Annotated in this window: 17 protein-coding genes and 1 pseudogene; 11 read left to right on the forward strand and 7 right to left on the reverse strand. The window is 60.1% G+C overall.

The window, feature by feature from the left end:
- The first annotated feature begins 45 nt into the window (after positions 1 to 45).
- The 6 genes from AC6FTP_RS13150 to AC6FTP_RS13175 all read left to right on the forward strand — a co-directional run bounded on the left by AC6FTP_RS13150 (position 46) and on the right by AC6FTP_RS13175 (position 8056).
- On the forward strand, positions 46 to 1611 hold the full coding sequence (locus tag AC6FTP_RS13150) for a type I restriction-modification system subunit M (RefSeq protein ID WP_497207391.1): 1566 nt from the start codon (positions 46 to 48) through the stop codon (positions 1609 to 1611).
- Between the two features lie 14 nt (positions 1612 to 1625).
- Complete coding sequence (locus tag AC6FTP_RS13155; RefSeq protein ID WP_497207376.1) at positions 1626 to 2831, forward strand: restriction endonuclease subunit S; 1206 nt, start codon at positions 1626 to 1628, stop codon at positions 2829 to 2831.
- Between the two features lie 16 nt (positions 2832 to 2847).
- Positions 2848 to 3849, forward strand: coding sequence for a HipA domain-containing protein (locus tag AC6FTP_RS13160; protein WP_497207377.1), 1002 nt, complete (start codon positions 2848 to 2850; stop codon positions 3847 to 3849).
- A 6-nt stretch (positions 3850 to 3855) separates the two neighbouring features.
- The gene (locus AC6FTP_RS13165; protein WP_497207378.1) at positions 3856 to 4242 is read left to right on the forward strand and encodes a HipA N-terminal domain-containing protein; all 387 of its coding nucleotides are present in this window, start codon (positions 3856 to 3858) and stop codon (positions 4240 to 4242) included.
- Positions 4243 to 4334: 92 nt separating this feature from the next.
- On the forward strand, positions 4335 to 4640 hold the full coding sequence (locus AC6FTP_RS13170) for an STAS-like domain-containing protein (RefSeq protein WP_497207379.1): 306 nt from the start codon (positions 4335 to 4337) through the stop codon (positions 4638 to 4640).
- A gap of 29 nt (positions 4641 to 4669) precedes the next feature.
- Positions 4670 to 8056 (forward strand): DEAD/DEAH box helicase family protein, encoded by a 3387-nt coding sequence (locus tag AC6FTP_RS13175; RefSeq protein WP_497207380.1) that lies wholly within the window; start codon positions 4670 to 4672, stop codon positions 8054 to 8056.
- A 3-nt stretch (positions 8057 to 8059) separates the two neighbouring features.
- Here the strand turns inward: AC6FTP_RS13175 and AC6FTP_RS13180 are convergent, their stop codons facing one another.
- Complete coding sequence (locus AC6FTP_RS13180) at positions 8060 to 8389, reverse strand: cupin domain-containing protein (RefSeq protein ID WP_497207381.1); 330 nt, start codon at positions 8387 to 8389, stop codon at positions 8060 to 8062.
- A 15-nt stretch (positions 8390 to 8404) separates the two neighbouring features.
- On the reverse strand, positions 8405 to 9448 hold the full coding sequence (locus AC6FTP_RS13185) for a hypothetical protein (protein ID WP_497207382.1): 1044 nt from the start codon (positions 9446 to 9448) through the stop codon (positions 8405 to 8407).
- Positions 9449 to 9583: 135 nt separating this feature from the next.
- On the opposite strand from AC6FTP_RS13185, the gene AC6FTP_RS13190 reads away from it, so the two are divergent.
- The gene (locus AC6FTP_RS13190; protein WP_497207383.1) at positions 9584 to 13636 is read left to right on the forward strand and encodes an outer membrane protein assembly factor BamB family protein; all 4053 of its coding nucleotides are present in this window, start codon (positions 9584 to 9586) and stop codon (positions 13634 to 13636) included.
- Positions 13637 to 13642: 6 nt separating this feature from the next.
- Here the strand turns inward: AC6FTP_RS13190 and AC6FTP_RS13195 are convergent, their stop codons facing one another.
- The gene (locus AC6FTP_RS13195; RefSeq protein WP_497207384.1) at positions 13643 to 14302 is read right to left on the reverse strand and encodes a hypothetical protein; all 660 of its coding nucleotides are present in this window, start codon (positions 14300 to 14302) and stop codon (positions 13643 to 13645) included.
- A gap of 85 nt (positions 14303 to 14387) precedes the next feature.
- Here AC6FTP_RS13195 and AC6FTP_RS13200 point away from each other — a divergent pair, with 85 nt between their 5' ends.
- From AC6FTP_RS13200 to AC6FTP_RS13215, 4 genes are read left to right on the forward strand one after another with little or no spacing between them, the layout of a single operon-like run.
- Positions 14388 to 14960 carry an RNA polymerase sigma factor gene (locus AC6FTP_RS13200; RefSeq protein ID WP_497207385.1) on the forward strand — a complete coding sequence of 191 codons (573 nt, stop codon included), beginning with the start codon at positions 14388 to 14390 and terminating at the stop codon, positions 14958 to 14960.
- Positions 14957 to 17848, forward strand: a complete 2892-nt coding sequence (locus AC6FTP_RS13205) for a DUF1549 domain-containing protein (protein ID WP_497207386.1) — start codon at positions 14957 to 14959, stop codon at positions 17846 to 17848. Before AC6FTP_RS13200 ends, AC6FTP_RS13205 begins: the two co-directional genes overlap by 4 nt.
- 18 nt (positions 17849 to 17866) lie before the next feature.
- A complete protein-coding gene (locus AC6FTP_RS13210) occupies positions 17867 to 19189 on the forward strand; it encodes a DUF1501 domain-containing protein (protein WP_497207387.1) in 1323 nt (440 codons plus the stop codon).
- 9 nt (positions 19190 to 19198) lie between these two features.
- Complete coding sequence (locus AC6FTP_RS13215) at positions 19199 to 20233, forward strand: hypothetical protein (protein ID WP_497207388.1); 1035 nt, start codon at positions 19199 to 19201, stop codon at positions 20231 to 20233.
- Here AC6FTP_RS13215 and AC6FTP_RS13220 read toward each other — a convergent pair.
- From AC6FTP_RS13220 to AC6FTP_RS13235, 4 genes and pseudogenes are all read right to left on the reverse strand, one after another.
- Positions 20230 to 20793 carry a DMT family transporter gene (locus AC6FTP_RS13220; RefSeq protein WP_497207389.1) on the reverse strand — a complete coding sequence of 188 codons (564 nt, stop codon included), beginning with the start codon at positions 20791 to 20793 and terminating at the stop codon, positions 20230 to 20232. The two genes, AC6FTP_RS13215 and AC6FTP_RS13220, sit on opposite strands and share 4 nt — an antisense overlap.
- A 64-nt stretch (positions 20794 to 20857) precedes the next feature.
- Positions 20858 to 22258 carry a hemolysin family protein gene (locus AC6FTP_RS13225; protein ID WP_497207390.1) on the reverse strand — a complete coding sequence of 467 codons (1401 nt, stop codon included), beginning with the start codon at positions 22256 to 22258 and terminating at the stop codon, positions 20858 to 20860.
- Between the two features lie 24 nt (positions 22259 to 22282).
- Positions 22283 to 22534, reverse strand: a complete 252-nt coding sequence (locus AC6FTP_RS13230; protein ID WP_497201668.1) for an FmdB family zinc ribbon protein — start codon at positions 22532 to 22534, stop codon at positions 22283 to 22285.
- Positions 22535 to 22639: 105 nt separating this feature from the next.
- Positions 22640 to 22767, reverse strand: a pseudogene (locus AC6FTP_RS13235) (30S ribosomal protein S14); the annotation flags it as partial.

Below are 22767 nucleotides of genomic sequence, written 5' to 3' on the forward strand. Positions count from 1 at the left end.
TGCTTCCTTGCCACGGCCCCCATCCTCCGCATGGGTCGCCGTCACATGATCACTGGTGAAATCCGCAGCAAAGTCGATGCCCTCTGGAATGCCTTCTGGACTGGCGGCATTTCCAATCCCCTGGAGGTCATCGAGCAGATCACCTACCTGCTCTTTTTGAAGCGCCTGGACGACCTCCACACCCTGGAGGAAAACAAAGCCGCCCGGCTGAAGCGGCCCCTCGAGCGCCGCATCTTCCCCGAGGGCGCTGATCCGAAAAAGCGCCCCTACGACGACCTGCGCTGGAGCCGCTTCAAGCACTTCGAGGCCAAGGAAATGTTCGAGGTCGTCAATGACCACGTCTTCCCCTTCCTCCGCACCCTCGGTGGCGATGGCTCCACCTACGCGCACCACATGAAGGATGCGCGTTTCACCATCCCCACGCCCGCCCTGCTCACGAAGGTCGTCGATATGATCGACGCCGTCCCCATGGAGGACCGCGATACCAAGGGCGACCTCTACGAATACATGCTCGGCAAGATCGCCGCTGCCGGGCAGAACGGCCAGTTCCGCACCCCGCGCCACATCATCCAGCTCATGGTGGAAATGACCGCCCCCACGGCAAAGGACACGATTTGTGATCCCGCCAGCGGCACCTGCGGCTTTCTCGTCGCCGCTGGGGAGTATCTGCGGGAGCACCAGCCCGAGATCTTGCGTGATCCGCAGATGAAGCGGCACTTCCACGAGCAGGCCTTCCACGGCTACGATTTTGACAACACCATGCTCCGCATCGGCAGCATGAACATGCTCCTCCATGGCGTCGAGCAGCCGGACATCCGCTACCGCGACTCCCTCGGCCAGGACCACGCGGGCGAGGAGGAGAAATACACCATCGTCCTCGCCAATCCGCCCTTCGCCGGCAGCCTCGACTACGAGAGCTGTGCCAAAGATTTGCAGCAGATGGTCAAAACCAAAAAGACCGAGCTGCTCTTCCTCGCCCTCATCCTCCGATTATTAAAACCCGGTGGCCGCGCCGCTGTCATCGTGCCGGACGGCGTCCTCTTCGGCTCCTCCACCGCCCACAAGACCCTGCGACGCATGCTCGTCGAGGAGCAAAAGCTCGACGCCGTCATCTCCCTGCCCGGCGGCGTCTTCAAGCCCTACGCCGGCGTCTCCACCGCCATCCTCCTCTTCACCAAGACCAACTCCGGCGGCACCGACCACGTCTGGTTCTACGACGTCCAGGCCGACGGCCAGTCCCTCGATGACAAACGCACCGAACTCCTCCCGCCCGAAAAACTCGGCCCCACCGCCCAGCTCACCCCCGAAGAGCACGCCAAAAACAACCTGCCCGACGTCCTCGCCCGCTGGCGCACTCTGCATCCGGCTATCAACTCTCAACCATCAACTATCAACTCCGCCGAGCTTGCGAGGCCCCGCACCGCTCAAAGCTTCCTCGTCCCCAAAGCCGACCTCGCCGCCCAGGGCTACGACCTCTCCCTGAACCGCTACAAAGAGGTCATCCACGAAGAGATCACCCACCGCCCGCCCGGTGAGATCCTCGCCCGCCTCGCCGAGCTGGAGAAAGATATCGCTCAGGGCATGAAGGAATTGGAGGGCATGCTGAGGTGAAGGACGAAATCCGAATGAGGAAGGAAAAATGTCCGACCGTGGCACTCGGTGATCTAGTCGAGCCAGCGAAGACGTGGAATCCCGCAAAATCACCGTCTGACGAGACCTTCACTTACATCGACCTCAGCGCGGTTGACCAAGATGCGAAGGTCATTAACGCAGCGCGTGAAGTTTCATGTGGAGAAGCTCCTAGCCGTGCTCGGCAGCTCGTGACAGCGGGGGACGTTCTGGTGTCCACCGTCCGCCCGAATCTCAACGGAGTCGCCCGAGTGCCTGCCCAGCTGGATGGAGCCACCGCATCCACCGGCTTCTGTGTCTTGAGAGCACGCGAGCCCCAGCTCGATGCCCGGTATCTGTTTCAATGGGTCAAATCGTCCGAGTTCATCGACGACATGGTCAGGAAGGCCACGGGAGCCAGTTATCCAGCTGTCTCAGACCGGATCATCTTCGAATCAGCAATCCCCCTGCCGCCGTTGGCGGAGCAGCGGCGGATTGCGGAGGTGCTGGACCGGGCGGAGGCCTTGCGGGCGAAGCGCCGCGCCGCCCTCGCCGAACTCGACGCCCTCACCCAATCCCTCTTCCTCGACCTCTTCGGCGATCCCGTGACGAATCCCAAGTGGCCTGAGGTCATGGTGAGCGACTTCGTCGCGGGATTTGAAAGCGGCAAAAGCATCGTGGCCGACGATGAGGACGACACCACTTCACCTTATCGCGTCTTGAAGGTGAGTGCCGTGACGTCACTCGAATTTCGCCCCGAACAGAGTAAAGCCATGCCGCCGGACTACAGCCCGCCGCCATCGCACTTCGTGCGCACAGGTGATCTGCTTTTTAGCCGAGCAAATACCGCCGAACTCATTGGCGCGACAGCTTATGTGGCGTCCACTCCAGCTAACTTGCTTCTTCCCGACAAGCTCTGGCGCTTTGTCTGGCACAAAACACCCAAGGCCGATCCCCACTTTGTTCGGTTTCTATTCCAGCAGCCCAAGTTCCGCCGCGAGATCGGACAACGGGCCAGCGGCACGAGCGGTTCGATGAAGAACATCTCCCAGGAGAAAGTCCTCACGATCAAGGTCGGCCTTCCCCCCATCGCCCTCCAGCAAGAATTCGCCCGTCGGGTGGTGGCGGTGGAGAAGCTGAAGCAGGCGCAGCGCGCCGCCCTGGCGGAGCAGGACGCCCTCTTCGCCACCCTCCAGCACCGCGCCTTCCGGGGTGAGCTGTGATACCGTTTCGGACCGCATGAAGACACTCAAAGCCGCCGACATCCTCAACTATTCAGGCCATCTGCTACGGCCTGAAACACCTCTCCCCGTGGTCCGCAGCGGACATTACCGGGTGGTGGATGCGTCTGTGACCGGCGATGCGCCGAAAGATTTCATCCGTGTCTATGAGTTTGGAACGGCCAGGAAGGCATCACCTCACTTGTGGCCTGCGTGGATCGCCAAGGTAGGGCACAAATGGTATCCGAACGAGTCCGTGACGGAGCATCTACTGACGCGAATCGGTCAAAGCCTCGGGATTCCGATGGCGGACTCACGGCTGATGATGGTGCGCGGCCAGTTGCGGTTCGGTAGCCGGTATTTCCTGCGCCCTGATGAAAGCTTGGTGCATGGCGCGGAGATTTTCGCCGACTACCTCGAAGACCGCGGGTTTGTGGAGGAGGTGGAGGATAAGGATCAGTCCAGGGACTTGTTCACCTTTCAGTTCGTGGAGGACGCTCTTCTGCACCGTTTCCCAGGCCAGTGTGTGGACATCCTGTCGGCGTTTGTGAGGATGCTGGCCTTTGACGCCATCGTGGGAAACAATGACCGGCACTTCTACAACTGGGGTGTGATCACGGATGTGCGGGGGCATCAAACGCCACGCTTCTCACCTGTCTATGACAGCGCCCGGGCTCTGTTCTGGAATGACACGGAGGCGAAGCTGGCAGAAGTGGTGCAGAGCCGCCGAAAACCAGCCTTCCTGGAAAAATATGTGAAACAGTCTCTTCCCAAAACGGGCTGGGACCGTCTGAGCCGCCCGAATCACTTTCAGCTCATCAACGCCTTGGCTGCCAACCGCCCGGCCATGCTGCCACTGCTGCAATCCCTAGCTGATCAGGCGCTTCCAGACCGTGTGGCCGTGATTCTGGCCGAGGAGTTTCAGGGTCTGGTGACGCCTTTGAGGCAGGAATTTGTGCTCGACTGCCTGCGCCTGAGGTTGAATAAATACCAGGAAGCGATACAAACCGCCCCCCTCTGACGAAACATGCTCAAACTACTCCGACTTGGATTTGACTGGATGGCAGGCATTCGCAAGCCTGCCCAGGAGGCTCATGTCGTGTTTGAGCTGAGTCTTGACCGCCTGCCGGTGGGCAATCTGCGGCTGGAGAATGGAGAATGGGTCTTCAGCTACTCGCCGGAATTTCGTGCCCAGTCAGAGATCAAACCCATCGTAGGCTTCCCAGCGCTGGATCGTGAGTATCGTGCGGCTGAATTATGGCCGTTTTTCGCCCTTCGCATTCCAAGCCCCGAGCAGCCTGAGGTGCGTCATTACATCCGGCGGGAAAAAGACGTGAATCAGGTCAAGCTGCTGGAGCGTTTCGGACATCGCAGTGTTGCGAATCCATTCTCTTTGACGCTTTCGCATGCATGATGACGGCTGTCTTCAAGACACCAGCCAAGCGATGCCAGACAAGGCAAAGCCAAATGGTTCCACAGAACTCCATCCCCTGAGTTCCAACAACAATGAAACTCGAACTGAACCTCGCTGAAGCACTCGGCACCGGCCTCGCGGACGGGGCGCTGGCGGCGGAGTTTCGCCAAGGGCGCATGGACCCCTATGCGAGCATCTGCCCTGAAATCGTGCTCAATTTCACGGGTGTGCGGAACGCGAACAGCTCCTTTGTGAACGCCCTGTTGTCTGGATTCATCGAGCAGCACGGCCCCCAGGTGCTGGACCGGCTCGTCTTCCAAGGCTGCAATCCGGTTGTGCGAGTACTGGTGGAATCGGCCATCTCACTCGGACTGGAAAAGCATGAGATGATGGCTTAGGCGGTTGAGGTATCGCGAACCCTTGCCGCATGACCTCCCATTTCACCTTCCTCGCCGCTGAATGGCCTGCCCTGCATGAGGCGACGGTGAAGGCGGAGCAGATGGCGCACCCGGACCCGCGTGCGGCCTGCTTTTACGCCCGGCGGGCGCTGGAGATGGCGGTGAGCTGGCTGTACAAGCATGATTCGGCCCTGAAGCTGCCCTACCAGGAAAACCTGAGTGCGCTGATCCATGAGCCGGACTTTCGCAAGGCGGTGGGAGATGCGGTTTTCTACAAGACGAATGCCATCAAGGACCTGGGCAATCTGGCGGTGCATAGCAGCAAGCCGGTGCGCCACTACGATGCGCTGATGGCGGTGAAGGAGCTGTTTCACGTCTGCTTCTGGCTGGCGCGGCATTACTCACGCGGCGCGAAGCCGGTGGACGGTGTCTTCAATCCCGAGCTGCTGCCGAAGTCCGCCCCGGTGTCGCCGCAGACGCTGGATCAGCTTCAAAAGCTGGAGACCCAGCTCCGCGAGAAGGACGAGAATCTCAAAACGCTGCTCTCGGACAAAACCGCCCTGGATGCCGAGCTGGTGAAGCTGCGCACCGAGATCGCCGAGGCCAAAAAGGCGAATGCAGCACAGCCGGACACGCATGATTACTCGGAGGCGGAGACACGGGATTATTACATCGACCTCCTGCTGAAGGAAGCGGGCTGGCCGCTGGATCAGGCACGGGACCGCGAGTTCCCGGTGACGGGGATGCCGAATGAGCCGGGTATGGGTTTCGTGGACTACGTCCAGTGGGGCGATGACGGCAAGCCGCTGGGCATTCTCGAAGCCAAGCGCACCCGCAAGAGCCCGAAGATCGGCCAGCAGCAGGCCAAGCTATATGCAGACTGCCTGGAGAAGATGTTCGGCCAGCGGCCCGTCATCTTCCTGAGCAACGGCTACGAGCACTGGATCTGGGATGATGTGAACTACCCGCCGCGTGAGGTGCAGGGCTTTTACAAGAAAGACGAGCTGGAGCTGCTGATCCAGCGCCGCAGCACGCGGAAGAAGCTGGCCGACGCACCGATCAACAAGGTGACGGTGGAGCGCTACTACCACGACCGCGCCATCCGCCGCGTAGGGGAGACCTTTGAAGTGGATCATCTGCGGAAGTCCCTGCTCGTGATGGCGACAGGCTCCGGCAAGACGCGCCTCGTCATCGCCCTGAGCGAGCTGCTGATGCAGTGCAACTGGGCGAAGCGCGTGCTCTTCCTGGCGGACCGCGTGGCGCTGGTGAATCAGGCGGTGGGTAGCTTTAAAAAATACCTGCCGAATGCCGCGCCGGTGAATCTGGTGACGGAAAAGAACGCTCAGGGCCGCGTCTATGTGAGCACCTACCCGACGATGATGGGCCTGATCGACGAAACGAAGGACGGTCAGCGCCGCTTCGGCCCAGGGCATTTTGATCTCATCATCATCGATGAAGCGCATCGCTCCGTTTACCAGAAGTATGGCGCGATCTTCCGCTACTTTGACTCCCTGCTCGTCGGTCTGACAGCAACTCCACGCGAAGAGATCGACCGCGATACCTACAGTCTCTTTGAACTCGAAACCGGCGTGCCGACGGATGCCTACACGCTGGATCAAGCCGTGAGCGATGGCTTCCTGGTGCCGCCGCGATCTGTCTCCGTGCCCCTGCGCATCCAGCGCACCGGCTTGACCTACAACGAGCTGACTGATGAAGAGAAAGCCCAGTGGGATGAAGTCGAGTGGAACGAAGAAGGCGACGTCCCCGACCACGTGGAGGCGGAGGCGGTCAACAAATGGCTCTTCAACGAAGACACCGTGGACAAGGTGCTTGAGCATCTGATGAAGCACGGTCAGAAAGTGGCCGGTGGTGACCGCCTCGGCAAAACGATCATCTTTGCCAAGAACCAAGACCACGCCGAATACATCGCCGAGCGCTTCGACGCGAACTACCCGCACCTCAAAGGCAGCTTCGCCCGCGTGATCCACTGCGACCTGCCGTATGCGCAGACGTTGATTGACGACTTCTCCATCGCGGCCAAAGCGCCGCACATTGCCATCTCGGTGGACATGCTGGACACCGGCATCGACGTGCCGGAGGTGGTGAACCTCGTCTTTTTCAAGATGGTGCGCTCGAAGACGAAGTTCTGGCAGATGATCGGCCGCGGCACGCGTCTTTGCCCGAACCTCTTCGGCCCGGACCTGCACAAGCAGTTCTTCTTCGTTTTCGACTACTGCCAGAACCTGGAATTCTTCCGCCTAAACCCGCCCGAGACCGGCGGATCGAACAGCGACTCGCTCTCCAAACGGCTCTTTGCCCGCAGGCTGGAGCTGATGGGCTATCTGGATGCTCAGTCCGCGCCGGAAGGCGTGCTGCAAGAGTCTCACGATCCGCTCAAGACCCTGCGTCAGGACATCGCCACGCTGCTGCAAACCGAAGTGGCCGCGATGAACGAGGAGAACTTCCTCGTGCGCCCGCAGCGCCGGTTGATCGAGGTCTATCGCAAGTCCGAAGCCTGGCAGACGTTGGATGGAAACGCCCTGCACGAGCTTTCCCGCAACATCGCCGGCCTGCCGACGGAACTGCCCGCCGAGGACGAGGAGGCGAAGCGCTTCGATCTGCTTTTGCTCAATCTCCAGCTCACTCGCCTGCGCGCCGAGCCCGGCTTTGCCCGCCTGCAACAGCAGCTCAAAGACATCGCCGGTCTGCTGGAAGAGAAACAGGCCATCCCGATGGTGAAGGAAGTCATGCCCCTCATCCAAGAACTCCAAACCGATGAGTGGTGGCAAGACGTGACCCTGCCCATGCTGGAGCAGGTGCGCAAAAAACTACGGACACTGATCAAGCTGATCGACAAACAGGCCCGCAAGCCGGTGTACACGAACTTCGAGGATGAGATGGGCGCAGCGGCAGAGATCGAGCTGCCCGGCTTCACCTCAGCAGACAACTTCGAGCGCTTCCGTGCCAAGGCCCGGCACTTCCTCAAGCAGCACGAGGACCACATCGCCATCCACAAACTGCGCAGCAACGAAGCCCTCACGAAAACGGACCTCGCCGAGCTGGAACGCATCCTCATCGAAAGCGGCATCGGCACGCCGGACGACATCGAGAAGGCGAAAACGGAAAGTCATGGCCTGGGACTCTTTGTGCGCTCGCTCGTTGGCCTCGACCGTCGTGCGGCGACCCATGCGCTGGCCGCTTTCATGGAAGGTTGGACGCCCACCTCCAAGCAGATCGAATTCCTCGACGAAATCATTCACCACCTCACCGAACACGGGAGCATGACAGCCGAACGTCTTTACGAGTCGCCCTACATCGACTTCAACCCGCAAGGCGTGGATGGTGTTTTCGCCCCCGAACAAGTGGAGAAGCTGTTCGGCATCCTGGACGAGGTTCGCGAGCGTGCGGTGGCGTGACCGTCAGGCAGAAGGCGGACTCACATGCACCGCCAGCCAAAGCGCATCCGCCGAGGTGCTGGCGACGCGATGGCGGACGTGGCCGAGGATGAGGACGTGGTCCCCGGCTTTCAGCGTGAGCGGCGGCTGATCGGCGATCTCCAAATCGGCATCGCCTTTGACGAGCAGCACCCATTCATCCTGCGGCTGATCATACCAGAAGCCCTCGGGGCTGGCCTGACCATGGGAGTCGATGCGCTCGATTTTGACGCCTGCTTTCTCAAAGAGCGTGGTGAAGGTTTCCTCGGTGCCTGAGCAGCCAAGGTCAGAGAAAAGGGACTGGGCTTCGAGCATGAGGACGGAGTTGGATCACTTCCGCTTCCAGACTTTCAAGGCCACGAAGGCGGCAAGGAAGAGAATCGCGAGAATATAGATTGGCAGTTCTTCCTTCGAGGCGGCTTCCGTTTTCGGCTCAGTCGTCACCGTCACAGGTTCCGCTGCTTTGGCGAGAGCGGTGAGGTCAGGGAGATCGCGCTCCAGCAGCGGGGAGGCTTGAGCGAGCTTCTTCCAGTCAGCAGTGAAGAGGAGGTCGATGCCGGGGTTTTGCTCCTTCACCTGGCAGGAGCATTTGCCGATGAGGAAGGTGGCGGCTTCTTCGATGGTCTCTGGCGAGATGCCTTTGCCAACGAGGGCATAGAGGGCGCGACCTTGGCCAAAGATGGGGAAGACCATGGGCTTGTCGGCGAGGCCCTGGAGGTCATCTTCAGAACCGATGAGCATGGCGATGAGGGTGCGTTCGTCGGCGTTCTTCCGTGACAGGCGGATGACGGAGAAGTCGAGTCGCAGCTCATCCTGCCCCACGGACACGAGGCCGTTGGCAATGTCCTGGGCATCGAGTTCCGGCAGGGCCAGCACGCCGATCAGGTAGTCGAGTCGCTCCTGAAGAACCTTGGCGGCGACATCATCGGCAGCGGCGTCGCCAGACTCTAGCAGCACCCAGACGGCGCTCTGACCATCGCCGAGCCGCTCCAGAATGTCTTTTCGCACGGGCGAGTCGGCGATCTTCCACGCGGCGGCCTCGGCAAGTGGTACGGCCACGAGATCCAGTTTCACGGCCGTACTGCGGGGATAGTGAAGCACGAGACGTGGTAGCACGGCATTGGTGGGCTGGGCTTTCCAGATCTCCGCATGGTCCGGGCTCATCTCGGCGGAAACATCCACGGTGGCGACACTGAGGTTGGCTTTCTCGATGGCATCCGCCGCTGGCTTCAAAGCCTGAATCTGTGCCTGCTGTTCGGCTGTCAGTGCTCCACGATGAAAGACCAAGGCCTGAAACGGATCAGCCTCCCAATGCTCCAGCGCATAACGAAACACCGGTACCGAGCAGGCGAGCGCGGACGCTGCGGTGATCATGATGAACGCAAAAGTCCGCCAAGTCAGGGAAGGTGAAGGTTTTGTCATCATCAGGTCAGGCGGATAGCAGGGGGCGTGAGCATACGTTCACTGCCACCGCCTCATTGCAGCACAGCACGAGCGCGGCAAGCCACCATGAAAGCCTTCTCGCTCCTTTTTCTCGTCTCGCTGACCTTTGCCCAAGCCGACTGGCCTGCCTATCAGCATGACAACAGCCGTGTCGGGCACACGGAGGAGCCGTTGAAAGCTCCGCTGACGCCTCGTTGGGACTTTGTTTCTCCCACACCGCCGCAGATGGCTTGGGCGGGTGAAAACGGGCGCGTGATCGAGGGCATGGAGCTTTTCAATCGCGTGCGCTTTGATGATGCCTTCCATGTGGCGATCAGCGAGGGCCGCGTGTTCTTCGGCTCCACCGTCGATGGTCGCGTGATCTGCCGCGATCTCGCGAGTGGGAAAGACGTGTGGTCCTTCTTCACCAACGGTCCTGTGCGTCTCGCGCCAGCCATCGCAGATGGCAAAGTGTATGTCGGCTCCGATGACGGCTACGCCTACTGCCTGGATGCGAAATCGGGCTCCGTGATCTGGAAGCTGCGCGCTGGGCCGAATGATGAGCGCATCCTAGCGCGTGGGCGTATGATCTCGCGCTGGCCGGTGCGCACGGGTTTGCTGATAGACAGCGGAACGGTGTATTTCGGCGCGGGTGTGTTTCCGCATGAGAACATTTATCTCTACGCTGTCGATGCCGCCACGGGCAAGACGCAGTGGGTCAATGACGCGATCAGTCAGGAAGACGCGGGTCGCAATGATCTCTCGCCGCAGGGCTATCTGCTCGCGACGAAGGACCTGCTCTTCGTGCCATCGGGCCGCGCTTTGTCCGTGGCCTTTGATCGCAAAACTGGCAAGCAGGTGAACAAACCCACACCCGGCTGGCGCGGCGATGCCGGCGGGCAGATCGGCGGCACGCAGGCGATGCTCGTCGATGATCAAATCCTCGCCGTGGGTGAGCATCAGATCCTTTCGCTAGATCAAAAGACCGGCAAGACCGGCTATGCGTGGTTCCAGGGCACGCAGATGACCATGACCGGCAATTCGGGCTTCATGGCCACGGGCAAGGACATCGTCGCCATCGACCGCGACAAGCACGCGGAAGGCACTCGCGAGCGCCATGCCATCGAGATGGCCTCCACCAAACTCTCCGGCGATCTGCGCAAGCATCCCGCGATCGCCGAACTCAAGAAGGTTCAGAAGCTCGAAGCCGACCTGAAAAAAGCCGCGCCCGATGCTGCCGATAAGCTCAAGCAGGAACTCGCCGCCGCTGCGCAGAAGTATGAGCCACTGCGTGCCGACTATCAGACGAAGAAGGACACGCTCGCCACCAACAAGACGAAGCACACCGAGATGAAGGACATCGGCATCAAGTGGCGCTGGCCTTCCACGCATGAGTCTGCGCTCATCCATGCAGGCGGTACGCTCGTCGTTGGTGGTAAAGATGAGGTCGTCTGCCTTGATGCCGAATCCGGCAAGGTGCTCTGGCAAAGCAAAGTCGATGGCGATGCACGCGGGCTCGCCGTTTCCGAAGGTCATCTGCTCGTGAGCACCACTTCCGGCCATGTGTATGCCTTTGCCGATGCCTCGAAGACCAACCTGCCAGCTCTCGCCGAGGCTTCCAAAGTCGTCGCCGATCCTTTCCCCAAAGACGCACACAGTGACATGTATGCGGCAGCCGCTGAGGAGATCCTGAAGGCGACAAACGTGAAGCAGGGCTTCTGCCTCGTGCTCGGCAGCGAGCAAGGACGCCTCGCCTATGAGATCGCGAAACGCAGCCAGCTCTCCGTATTCGGCGTCGAGCCTGATCAAGCCAAAGTCGCCGCTTCTCGTGCGGCCTTGCTCAGCACTGGCTTGTATGGTTCACGCATCACCATCGATCACCTCGATCTCTCGATGGTGCCGTATTCGAGCTTCTTCGCGAACCTCATCGTGTCGGATTCACTCTTGCTCACAGGCAAAGTGCCCGGCATCCCGGTGGAAGTCGCCCGCACACTGAAACCCATCGGTGGCGTGATTTGCCTCGGTGCTCCGGGCAAGCCAACGAACTCAGATGAATGGCTCGCGAACACGAAGCTGAAGGAAGAAAAAGCCACGAGCACGAAGTCGGGCGACTGGACCTTGCTCATGCGTGCCGCCTTGCCCGGAGCCGACTCGTGGTCGCATCAATACGGCAATGTCGGCAACACGAGCAGCAACAAAGACGAGCGCGTCAAAGGCGGTCTGAACGTGCTCTGGTATGGTGATCCAGGTCCTGGCGAGTCCGTGAATCGTCATGATGGAGCCGTGGGGCCGCTGTCGGTGAATGGCAGACTTTTCACGCAGGGTGAAACAAGCATCCAGGCGCACGATGCCTTCAACGGACAGTTCCTTTGGGAAGTAAAGAATCCCGGCGCGATGCGCATCGGCGTCTTCAATTCACGCGAGCCCGGCAACATGGCCGCGAGCGATGACTACCTCTTCATGCTGCTCGACGACAAATGCTTCCAGTTCGACGCCGCCACCGGCAAGACCGTGCGAGAATTAAAGATCCCCGGCGAAAGCAAACCGAACCTCCAGTGGGGCTACCTCGCCCATCACGAAGGCCTGCTTTACGGCACCGTCACTCAGCGTGTCGAGAACGCCTCCGAAAGCGCCCGGCGTGGTAAAAGCGCCTCCATCTCCACCGACCTGCTCTTTGCCTACGATGTGAAAACCGGCGAGCTAAAGTGGACGCATCAGGGCAAGCACGTCTCCCATGTCTCCATCGCCATCGGCAATGGCCGCATCTTCTTCATCGACGCCTCACTGACTCCCGCGCAGCGCGAGGACATGCTGCGTCAGGACAAAACCGAACTCGCCAAGCTCACCGGCAAAGCCAAAGACCTCGCTGAAGAGCGCATCAAGAATGCCGACATGCGCATGGCCGTGGCGCTCGATGCCAAAACAGGCGTGCAGCAATGGGCGAAGCCTGTGGACGTCACCGATTGCAGCGAGATCGGCATTGGTGGTGGCGCGTTGACCATGATGTTTCAAAACGGCCACCTCGTGCTCGGCGGTGCAAACGCGAATGGTCACTACTGGGAGCAATTCCTCGCGGGCGAGTTTGCCCGTCGTCGCCTCGTCGTGCTCGATGCCGAGAAGGGTGAAAAGATCTGGTCGAAGGATGCCAACTACCGCAGCCGCCCCATCGTCATCGGCAATGAAGTCATCGCCGAACCCTGGGCCTACGACCTCTACACCGGCGAACAAAAGATGCGCACCCATCCACTCACGGGCGAGAAGAGCCCATGGATGTTTGCCCGCCCCGGTCACCACTGCGGCGCGCTTTCCGCCACGTCGAACCTCATGTTCTTCCGCTCCAAATCGACCGCCTATTATAACATGGACGAAGACGAAGGCACCGAGCACTTCGCCGGTCAGCGCCTCGGCTGCTGGATCAACACGATCCCCGCCAACGGCCTCGTCATGATTCCCGAAGCCAGCGCCGGTTGCGTCTGTCTCTTCTCCATCGCCTCCACCATCGTCTTCGAGCCGCGTGCCGACCGCATGAGCTGGGGCGTTTACAGCGCCAGCGGAGCCAGCACGCCCGTGCAGCACATGGCGCTGAACTTTGGCGCACCGGGAGATCGTCGCGATCAGCAGGGCAAGCTCTGGCTTGGCTATCCACGCCCCTCTTCACGCGCAGGCATCGACCTGCCGCTGAGCCTCGATCACCAGTTCGCCAAAGGCGGCGAGTTCTTCGCCGTGAATGAGGAGTCCCACAAAATCGAAGGCACCCAAGTGCCCTGGATCTACACCTCCGGCGCACGCGGACTCGTCAGCGCCGAGCTACCCCTCATCGGCAAAGGCGAAAAGCCCGAGACCTACACCGTCCGCCTCTACTTCTCCGCCCCCGAAGGCGACAAACCCGGCCAACGCATTTTCGACGTCCAGCTTCAAGGCAAGACCGTGATGAAGAGCCTCGACATCACCGCCAAAACCGGCGGCACCCAGCGTGCGCTGGTGGAGGAATTCGAGAAGGTGGCCGTCACAAACAAGCTCCTCCTGCAAATCGTCCCCGCTCAGTCCAACCCCGACGCTGCCAACCAACCCGTGATCAACGGCATCGAAGTGCTCCGCACGGATTCTAAAGAGATCAAAGGCGGCGTGGCCGGAAGGTGATCAAAATCACTCTGGCTCGCGCATCAGTTGCAGCAGCTTTGCGCGGTCCACCGGAGCAGGTTTTGTAACTGGTGCGGGTTTGGCTGGAGCTGGTTTAGTGACTGGTTTTGGCTTCGGCTTGCTGACTGGCTTGGGTTTGGGCTTTGCTTCGACCCGCGGCTCTGGAACAGGGGCTGGTTTGGCGATCACCTCTTCTTCTTTGGTCTCTTCGATTACTTTGGCTGCTGCCTTTGCCGGACCGATGCGTTTCACGGAGTGTGGGCCTTCGAAACGGAGATTCACGCCGTCGATGATGATCTTGCTGGCATCGGAGTCGCCGAAGAAAAGCTGATCATCTTTCTTCACCACCGAACGTCCGCGGACTTCGGCATGGTCGGGGTTGAGCAAAATCTCAGGAGCCATGGCAGAGATGGCCGGGACGCTTTTTTTCAGCAGCACCGCGTCTCCAGACGCCAGGTGGAAGCTGCGTCCCTTCTCATCCTGGCTGCTTCGGATGGCATCTGCATAAACAGACACCGTTCCCAGAGTATGATTCGATTTGGACAATCGGCGGAGTTCATCGCTGCTGCGTGAGAGTTCTGGTGGTTCGGGCGCAGTCGGCAGGGTGACGCAGGAAACGAGATTCAGAGCGGCAAAAAGTACAATGAGACGATTGGGGGGAAACATGAGCGGCCCATTTATACGCAGCTTTTTTCAGGCTCCGCAGCTTTTTCTGCCACACTGGAGACCTTGCCGTCCATAACAGCTTTAAATGCCCGACTCCCTGCCATCAGAACCTACTTCCGACGAGTCACTCGCCCGTCAGGTGCTCGACGGACATGATGCCGCCTTCCGCACTTTGCTAACCCGGCACCTTCAACCACTACGGACCTATCTGGCGCTCCGTGCGCCAGTGCCAGATCTGATTGATGAGGTGGCGCATGATGCCTTTGTTTTTGCCTACCAGCATCTGGAGGACTTCCGTGAAGGATCGCTTCAGCCGTGGATTCGCAGCATTGCTCACAACCTGTTGCGTGATCGCCTGAAAGCCTATGCAAGGGAGTCGGCGAAACAGGAACGCTATCTCGAACACCTGCGGGTGGAACTGGCCCTCGCGAATACGGAGGCTCCGGTGGAAAATCACCGTGCGGATCAGCTCCGCCATTGCCTGGAAAAACTCCGTCACACGCAGCGCGAAGTGCTCGACCTCCGGTATGAGCATGAGCTCAGCAGCGACGAGATCGCCCGCCGCACTGGACGCAGCGTGCTGGCCATCCGCACACTGCTCATGCGTGTGCGCCAGCAGCTCCGCGACTGCATCGAAACTCAACCCGCCGTCTCATGAAACCCGAAGACCGCATCGACCAAGCTCTGAACGACCAGCTTCCTGATGAAGCCTGGGAAGACTTGCTCAAGGACGAAGCCGCTCTGGCGGATCTCCGTCGCCAGATCGAGATGGATGCCCTGCTGCGCGTTGCCCTGGAGCCTGCGGCGAAAGGCCAGCGGCTGCAAGAGGCCATCCTCGCCAGTGCAGAAACTCGCAGTGTCGAATCACTGCGCCAGGACATCGAGCTGGCGACCATCGGCCATCGACGTCGCGCGCGGCAGCGCCTCGGAGGTCCGCTCGCACGCTGGCAGGCTGCTGCACCGCGCTTGTGGCAGGCGGCAGCGGCGGTGGTGCTTGGCACACTGGTCGGAAGTCTTGCGTGGCCGGACATGGTGAGTCAGGTCGGGCTGGAGGAGATCGTCGCGCAGCATCAGGCGAAGTCTCGGCCTGCGCCCGAAAACCCCATTCTAGTTCCCGATCCATTGCCTGAGCCCGTCATGGTTCAAAGCTCGCCGCCGTCTGTTCCGACTCCGCCGCCAGTTCCCGAACTAGCAAAGATTCCGGCATCTCCGAGCCAGCCCCTCGTCGTTCAGGAAACGAAGAAGCCTGCTCCTACACCCCCCCCCGTGCCGAAACCGGCTGTGACAACAACGCCTGCGATGGCAGAGAGCCGTGTGACGCCCGTGCGGCTCGCCTCGAAACCCACGCCTGATGTGCCCAGTGATGCCGCCATGACGGTGCAAGGTCAGGTTCACTTCGAGAACCAGGTGCTGCCGCTGCTGAAAAAGGCCTGCTTCGAGTGCCACAGCAGCGAACAAAAGAAGCCGAAGGGTGACATCCGCCTCGATGACCTCGCCGCCATCCGCGACAAGAGTCGCACGGACAATCTCGTCTTCCCGCACAAGCCGGACAAAAGCTATCTCATCCGCAGCATCAGCCTGCCGCGCGATCATGAAGATGCCATGCCACCCGATGGCGAAGGCACGCCGCTGACACCGCAGGAGACGGGCTTGATCCATCGCTGGATCGAAGAGGGCGCGGACTTCGGCGACTGGACCTCCGAGCGTGCCCGCGAGGTGAAGATTTCCACCGCGAACGAGCCCGTGAATGCCGCCGATGCCGCTGCCACGGCACGACGCATTGACGCGCTCATCCTCGCTGACCTCGAAAAGCGTGGTCTAAAGCCACGAACTGCGGCTTCGGACCTCACTTTTGTCCGGCGCATCCATCTCGATCTCGTGGGCCGCATCCCGACAACGACGGAGACGCAGGTCTTTCTCGCCGACAAGTCGCCGGAGCGACACGCGCATCTCATTGACCGACTGCTCGCCTCGAACGGGCACGTCAGCCACATGTTCAACTACTGGGCCTCCCTGCTCCGCGCCCGCGACCAGCTCGATGGCGATGTGAAGGGCTCCTTTTATCTCGCCTGGATCAAGCAGAGTGTTCGGGATAACAAACCCTACGATCAGTGGGCGCGTGAGCTGCTGAGCCCGGAAGGCTACGGCTGGCGGGCGCCTGCCTCAGGCTATTACCTGCGCGATGGCGCGAACCGGGCGGCGAACATTGAGAGCACCGCCAGCCTTTTTCTTGGCCTGCAAATCTCCTGCGCTCAATGCCACGACCATCCTTATGACAAATGGACACGGAAGGACTACCACCAGTTCATGGCCTGGACTTCCGGCATCAAGATGGGCAGCGAGGACAGCAAGGTGGGCCAGGTCGAGTCCGAAGAAATCCGCAAGGCTGTGGAACGCTACGACACCATGGCGATGAACCGCATTGACCCCGAACGTCGGGCAAACTACGAGCGCATCAGCCGTGCCTTGGAGGCACTCCAGCGTTCTGCCGGTGGGGCGGGAGTGGTGAATGGCGAAGGTCAGCCAGCGAAGCTGCCGGAGGATTATCAATACCCGGATGCCAAGCCCGGTGATGTTCTCCCAGCGGCGGTGCTTTACGGCACTCCGCCCAAACAAGGGGCACGCGGTGCGGATACTCTGGCCGACTGGATCACCGCCCCAGAGAACACACGTTTCTCACTCGCGCTGGCGAACCGGCTTTGGGAAAAACTCTTCGGGCTGCCCTTCGCCGGATCGCCTGAGCAGGTGCGCGAGATCGCCGATTGTACGAATCCTGATCTGGCGCAATACCTCGCTCACGTCGTGCGGGAATCACGCTACGACCTGCGCCAGATCCTGCGCATCTTTTGTCTGACGCAGGCTTATCGAAATGAATCCAGCACGCTGCCCACGGATGCCGGGGAAGTGCAGAGCTACGCCTTCGCCGGCCCCATCCTGCGTCGCCTCCTGGCCGAACAAGTGTGGGATTCCATGATGACACTGGCGGTCGAAGGTCTCGATGATCAGCTCGACTTCGATCCTCCTGGCATCAAGGAACTGGAGAAAGCCGTGACTGCGACAAAGGCCAGCGAAGTCACCACGGTGGCCCGCAAGATGGCCACCGATGAACAACGCGCGATGGAGGCCGAGCAACGCCGTGCAAGGCTGCGGGGTGAGATGGCGCAGGAGTTTGCCGGTGGTGGTTTCGAGCGCGCATCCGAGCTTCCGCAACCCACGCCCGCCGGGCATTTCCTGCGTTTGTTTGGGCAAGGGAATCGTGACTTCATCAACGACAACTGGAGCGCCACCACGGTGCCGCAGGCGCTGCTCATGCTGAACAGTGACTTCTTCGATCACGTCGCTCGCTCGGGCAGTCCGCTGAATGTCAGCTTGCGCCGCTCTTCCAGTGCTCGTGAGGTCGCCCGTTCTGCCTTCTTGGCCATCCTCACTCGTGAACCTGAGAAAGCTGAGCTGGATGCCTGCATCGAGATCCTCGGCGAGTCACGGAATCCAAAGACTCTCGCGCGAACGCTGCTCTCCACTGCCGAGTTTGCCTTCCAGAAATAATCCCCAGCCTCCCCCATCATGAAAAACGAACTTCTGCGCCTCGATGAACTCAGTCGCCGTGCCTTCGTGCAGCGTCTCGCGCAAACCTGCTTCGGCGTGAGCCTCGTGCCCTCCAGCGGACTTGCGCCGTTGTTTGGCAAAGACGAGCCCGCCTCCGGTTCGGGCAATCTTGAGCTGCCTGCGAAGCATGTGATTTACCTGTACATGCGCGGTGGCATGAGCCACATGGACACCTTTGATACAAAGCCGGAGGCTCCTGCTGGCTACCAAGGTCCGGTTCGCACGATCAAGACGAAAGCGGCTGGTCTGCAATTCTCTCACTACCTGCCAAAGCTGGCGGATCATGCGCCGAAGATGGCCGTCGTGAGATCCATGACGCACACGCAGGGCGCTCATGAAGAGGGCACCTACAAGGTCATGACGGGCTTCGAAACCTCGGGCTCCATTCGCTATCCCGCGCTCGGCTCGTGGGTCGCACGGCAGGTCACCGAAGGCCACTCGACGCTGCCGCCTTACATCCGGCTTGGTGGACTGGCGGGACATCCGAGCAGTGGTTTCCTAGATGCTCGGTATGCCCCTGTGCCCGTGCTAGACCCGAACAAAGGACTCGAACACACCCGACTCCAGAATGGCGACTCGATGACTGCTCTGCGCCGCCGCACAACGCTAGCCGACCGGCTGAACCAGAGCTTTTTCAATCGCTATCCCACGGATGACGTGAAGGCGCATGTCGATGTGTATGCGGATGCGCTCAAACTGATGACTAGCAAGGATCTTGATGCCTTTGATCTCACCCAGGAAAAGGGTCAGATGCTTGAAGCCTACGGCAACGATTACTTTGGTCGCGGAGTGCTGCTCGCGCGCCGCCTCATCGAGCGCGGGACGAAGTTCGTCGAGGTCGAACTCGGTGGCTGGGACACTCACGATGACAACTTCAACAAGGTCGAAGGCCTCTGTACCCGGCTCGATCAAGCGGTGAGTGCCCTGCTCACGGATCTCGAAGAGAGCGGCCTGCTGAAGCGCACGCTCGTGGTACTCACGACCGAGTTTGGCCGCACACCGAAGATCAATGATAGTGGGCGAGACCATCATCCCATCGCTTTTTCCAGCTTCATCGCGGGTGGCAAAGTGCGTGGCGGTCAGGCTTGGGGAAAAACGGATGCCACGGCCACGCGTGTGGAGGAAAATCCTGTGAGCGTGCTCGACTTTCACTCCACGATCGGTGCCCTGCTTGGCATCCGACAGGATGATCTCGTCTCCGCCGGAGCCGCCGGAAACTTTAACATCCACGGCGGCAATGGTGCTCGACGTGGCAAACCGATCTCGGCGCTGGTAGGTTAAGATCTTCCCATGAAGCTCCACGTCCTTCTTTTCTCCGCATTCGCGGTTTCATCCTGTCTCCTGGCGCAGGTTTCCGACAAGGCGACCTACTTTGACGAGACAACGATGCGCCATCTCACCTTGGAGAAGGCAGACTTTGGCAACACGAAGGTGACTGTTCGCTTCGCTGGTGATCCCGGCTCGATGGGCACCTGGGTGGGGAATGGGGTGCGAAAGGACAAGCTGCTACCCTTCGCCCGCATTGCTGGCGAGGGGGAGGACCGGGGCACTTTTTTCATGGCCGAGATCAGTGAGTCGAAGGTCGAGGTCGCCTTCAAAGAAGGTCAGAAGGAACCGCAGGACGCGGGCATCAACGGCACCTACAAACGCGCGAGTGAGGCAAAGCTGCTGCAATTGGCGAAGAAGGAGTTTCAGGCGGCGAATGATCGGCTCGTGACGGCGCTGAAGAATGCCACGAAAACATGGGCGACGACAGATCGGGCGGCGTTGAGCCTGTGGAAGGATCAATGGCCGGATCTGCGCCAGAAGTGGCTCGTGGTGACGATGCCGCCAGCGCCTAGCGAAGCCAAGACAGATACTCGCTTTCCACCCGCAAAGCCTGCTGATCCGACGGCGGAGCATTGGTTCAAGATGGCCCAAGCCACGGCACGCGGTTACTATTTCATCGAAGGTATGCCGGACCCGAAAACCGGCCTCGGCTGGGATGGCGAGTATGATGATCTCGGCGGCGGCCATGCCAGTCTGCGCGTGGGACGTGATGGCAAACTCCGCGTGAGTCTCAGCTCTGCTCGTGAAGAGGGACAGGAAGCATCGACGATCGATGCCACGGCCCAGCCGGAACAAATCAAGACAGGTAAAGGCGGTGAATTAACGGCCGAGTTCACCTTCAACGACGCGGAGGCGACGGTGAAAAACAAGCCCGCGCGTTTCAAACTGACGAAGTTGGGCCGCTATCTGCGCATCGAGAGCGAGGACGCAAAGCCCTACGTCGGCAATGGCTGGTTCGACGGAATCTACCGTGGGGCACCGGTACCTCAGGGTTAGTGCTTCGCACCCACTTTGGCAGCCGGAGCGGCTCCGCCCGTGTTTGATGGGGCGTATTTGGCCACGAGGAAGGCACCACCGACGGCGAGAAGACAACCTGCGATGAACGGCAGAGGAAGGGCTTTCAAACCGCCTTCGGGTGGATGGATGATCATAGCGGTGATCGTATTCACCACCGGAGCTCCGGCGAAGACGATGGGCATGACAGCCGCAGCGGCCGCGCCTTTATAAATGGGAGCCGCAGCACCGAGGGCGAGCACAAGAGTCAACGCACCGAGCGCACCGGCGATACCGGCGACGAGACTCCAAGAGATACCCGTGGAGGTAAAGCTCCAGTCACTGCCACGCATCTTCAGCACCAGCGCCGAGACGAGGCCGATGAGAGCATAGGCGATGCAGACGAAGAGGAAGGCTTTTAACCCTGCATGAGGTGTCTCAGGTCCCATCGGCATGTAACCGCGGCCTTTGTGGAGGATGACGCCATAGACGCCCCAGGAGAGCACAGTGAGGAGGGCAAAAGTAAGCCAGGTCATGTTGGATTTTTTGGGTGGGGGATTCACGAGAGTGAAGGAACGTTTGGGAAGTCTGAATGATACTGAAAACCTTGCGCGGCAAAGACTTTGTTCATGAGTCCGCCTCTTCCTCAGCGCGTCTGGCCTCGTCCTGCTCTTTGGGCGTACGGCGGCGGAAGCGGAGATGCTGCACCCGGCGTGTATCCGCCTTGGTCGTGGTGACTTCGTAGTCTTCAATGGTGACCGTCTCTCCCACCTTGGGCAGATGACCGAGCAGATGGGTGACGTAGCCGCCGATGGTGGTGACATCATCGCTTTCGATATCCAGACCGGCGTGGTCGGCGAGTTCATAGAGATTCAGCGTGCCATCGACATCGAAGCTGTCTTCGCTGATGCGGCGGAATTCACTGATCTCGTGGTCGAACTCGTCCTGAATGTCACCAACGATTTCTTCGAGCACGTTGTCGAGCGTGACAATGCCGACTGCGCCGCCGTATTCATCCACGGCGAGGGCGACATGTGCATGCTTATCGAGGAAGAAGCGCAACAACTTGTCGATAGGCATGAGTTCGGGGACCATCGGCAGCTCGCGTTTGATCTTCCGCAGGTCCGCCTGTGGCAGGCCGACGAGACCGAGCAGGTCTTTGATATGGATCATGCCGACGCTCTGGTCGAGGTGTCCCTCGACAAGCGGATAACGGGTGTGCTTGTGCTCGACGGCGCGCTTGAGGTTGGATTCGAAGCTGTCTTCGACATCGAGTGAGATGACGGCATTGCGCGGCGTCATTACGTCACGCACGCAGCGGTCATTGAGACCGAGAGCGTTCAAAAGGATGTCCTTCTCCGTCTCGGTCACTTCCTTGGATTTCTGACTTTCGGCCACGATGTGGCGCAGCTCTTCTTCACTATGGGCGATCTCGTGCTCGGACACGCCGTCGATGCGGAAGAGATACTTGAGCACGAAATTGGTGCTGCCATTGAGAATGAAAATGGCGGGCTTCAGCACCATGTAGAAGATATGCAGCGGCCTGGCGATGATGAGCGTGGTCTTCAGTGATTTGCGAATGGCAAAGACCTTGGGCGTCTGTTCCCCAAGCACGACATGCAGAAAGGTGACGATGGCGTAGGCGATGACGACAGAGACACCGTGAACGACGGCATCACTGGCAATGCCCGCTTTAAAAAGCAGAGGTTGGATCACGGCGGCCACATAGGGCTCACCAAAGATACCGAGAGCGATGCTGGTAAGCGTGATGCCGAGCTGTCCAGCGGAGAGGTAGGCGTCGAGATTCTTGGTCACCTCGCGGGCAAACTTCGCACCTTTGACACCATCCTCCTGGGCGGCCTGGAGCTGGCTGTCGCGCACTTTGACGATGGCGAACTCAGCGGCGACGAAGAAGGCGTTCAGCAGGACGATGACGAAAACGATGAAGCCATGCCATCCCAGTTCACTGGCGGTGAAATGCCATTCGCGGACGAGATCGTCGGAGGCGTTGGCGAGGAGGAGGAGCATGAGGGAAGGAGGAAAAGACTCCGGCTAGAGCTTCTCGTAGTTACCATCGCAGCGTTTTTCGAGGATGGTGAAGCCAGCCTTCTTCGCATCGGAGATGGAGACAGGCTTGGTGACTTTCGGCACGCTGAAGCTGGTGATGAGTTTTTTCACGGGCTTGCGGCACAGGGGACACTGGGTGAGCGGCTCGCGGTCGATAGGACGCCGGAGATCAAAGCCGCGTCGGCAGCGTGGGCAGCCTTCGTCGGGGTTTTCGGCGATGTAGGAGTAGGTGGGCATCGAGTCAGGAGGACAGATTTCAGCACCTGTGCCTTACAACGTCAAAGCCCAGGGAGGGCATCCCTGGGCCTGGAATTGATGACGTCTGCGGCGAAAGATCGCAGCTCACCAGCTCGACTTCGTGACGCCCGGGATAAGGCCAGCATTGGCCATCTCACGGAAAGTCAGACGGGACATCTGGAAGCGACGAATGTAAGCACGACGGCGACCGGTCACGCGGCAGCGGTTCGTCA

Origin of the sequence: Prosthecobacter sp., from assembly GCF_044378005.1 — a bacterium.
In the GTDB taxonomy this organism is placed as follows: domain Bacteria; phylum Verrucomicrobiota; class Verrucomicrobiia; order Verrucomicrobiales; family Verrucomicrobiaceae; genus Prosthecobacter.

Coding starts and splice junctions, on each gene's coding strand:
- AC6FTP_RS13150 (WP_497207391.1), top strand. CDS start 46: ATGATCACTGGTGAAATCCGCAGCAAAGTCGATGCCCTCTGGAATGCC.
- AC6FTP_RS13155 (WP_497207376.1), top strand. CDS start 1,626: ATGAGGAAGGAAAAATGTCCGACCGTGGCACTCGGTGATCTAGTCGAG.
- AC6FTP_RS13160 (WP_497207377.1), top strand. CDS start 2,848: ATGAAGACACTCAAAGCCGCCGACATCCTCAACTATTCAGGCCATCTG.
- AC6FTP_RS13165 (WP_497207378.1), top strand. CDS start 3,856: ATGCTCAAACTACTCCGACTTGGATTTGACTGGATGGCAGGCATTCGC.
- AC6FTP_RS13170 (WP_497207379.1), top strand. CDS start 4,335: ATGAAACTCGAACTGAACCTCGCTGAAGCACTCGGCACCGGCCTCGCG.
- AC6FTP_RS13175 (WP_497207380.1), top strand. CDS start 4,670: ATGACCTCCCATTTCACCTTCCTCGCCGCTGAATGGCCTGCCCTGCAT.
- AC6FTP_RS13180 (WP_497207381.1), bottom strand. CDS start 8,389: ATGCTCGAAGCCCAGTCCCTTTTCTCTGACCTTGGCTGCTCAGGCACC.
- AC6FTP_RS13185 (WP_497207382.1), bottom strand. CDS start 9,448: ATGATCACCGCAGCGTCCGCGCTCGCCTGCTCGGTACCGGTGTTTCGT.
- AC6FTP_RS13190 (WP_497207383.1), top strand. CDS start 9,584: ATGAAAGCCTTCTCGCTCCTTTTTCTCGTCTCGCTGACCTTTGCCCAA.
- AC6FTP_RS13195 (WP_497207384.1), bottom strand. CDS start 14,302: ATGTTTCCCCCCAATCGTCTCATTGTACTTTTTGCCGCTCTGAATCTC.
- AC6FTP_RS13200 (WP_497207385.1), top strand. CDS start 14,388: ATGCCCGACTCCCTGCCATCAGAACCTACTTCCGACGAGTCACTCGCC.
- AC6FTP_RS13205 (WP_497207386.1), top strand. CDS start 14,957: ATGAAACCCGAAGACCGCATCGACCAAGCTCTGAACGACCAGCTTCCT.
- AC6FTP_RS13210 (WP_497207387.1), top strand. CDS start 17,867: ATGAAAAACGAACTTCTGCGCCTCGATGAACTCAGTCGCCGTGCCTTC.
- AC6FTP_RS13215 (WP_497207388.1), top strand. CDS start 19,199: ATGAAGCTCCACGTCCTTCTTTTCTCCGCATTCGCGGTTTCATCCTGT.
- AC6FTP_RS13225 (WP_497207390.1), bottom strand. CDS start 22,258: ATGCTCCTCCTCCTCGCCAACGCCTCCGACGATCTCGTCCGCGAATGG.
- AC6FTP_RS13230 (WP_497201668.1), bottom strand. CDS start 22,534: ATGCCCACCTACTCCTACATCGCCGAAAACCCCGACGAAGGCTGCCCA.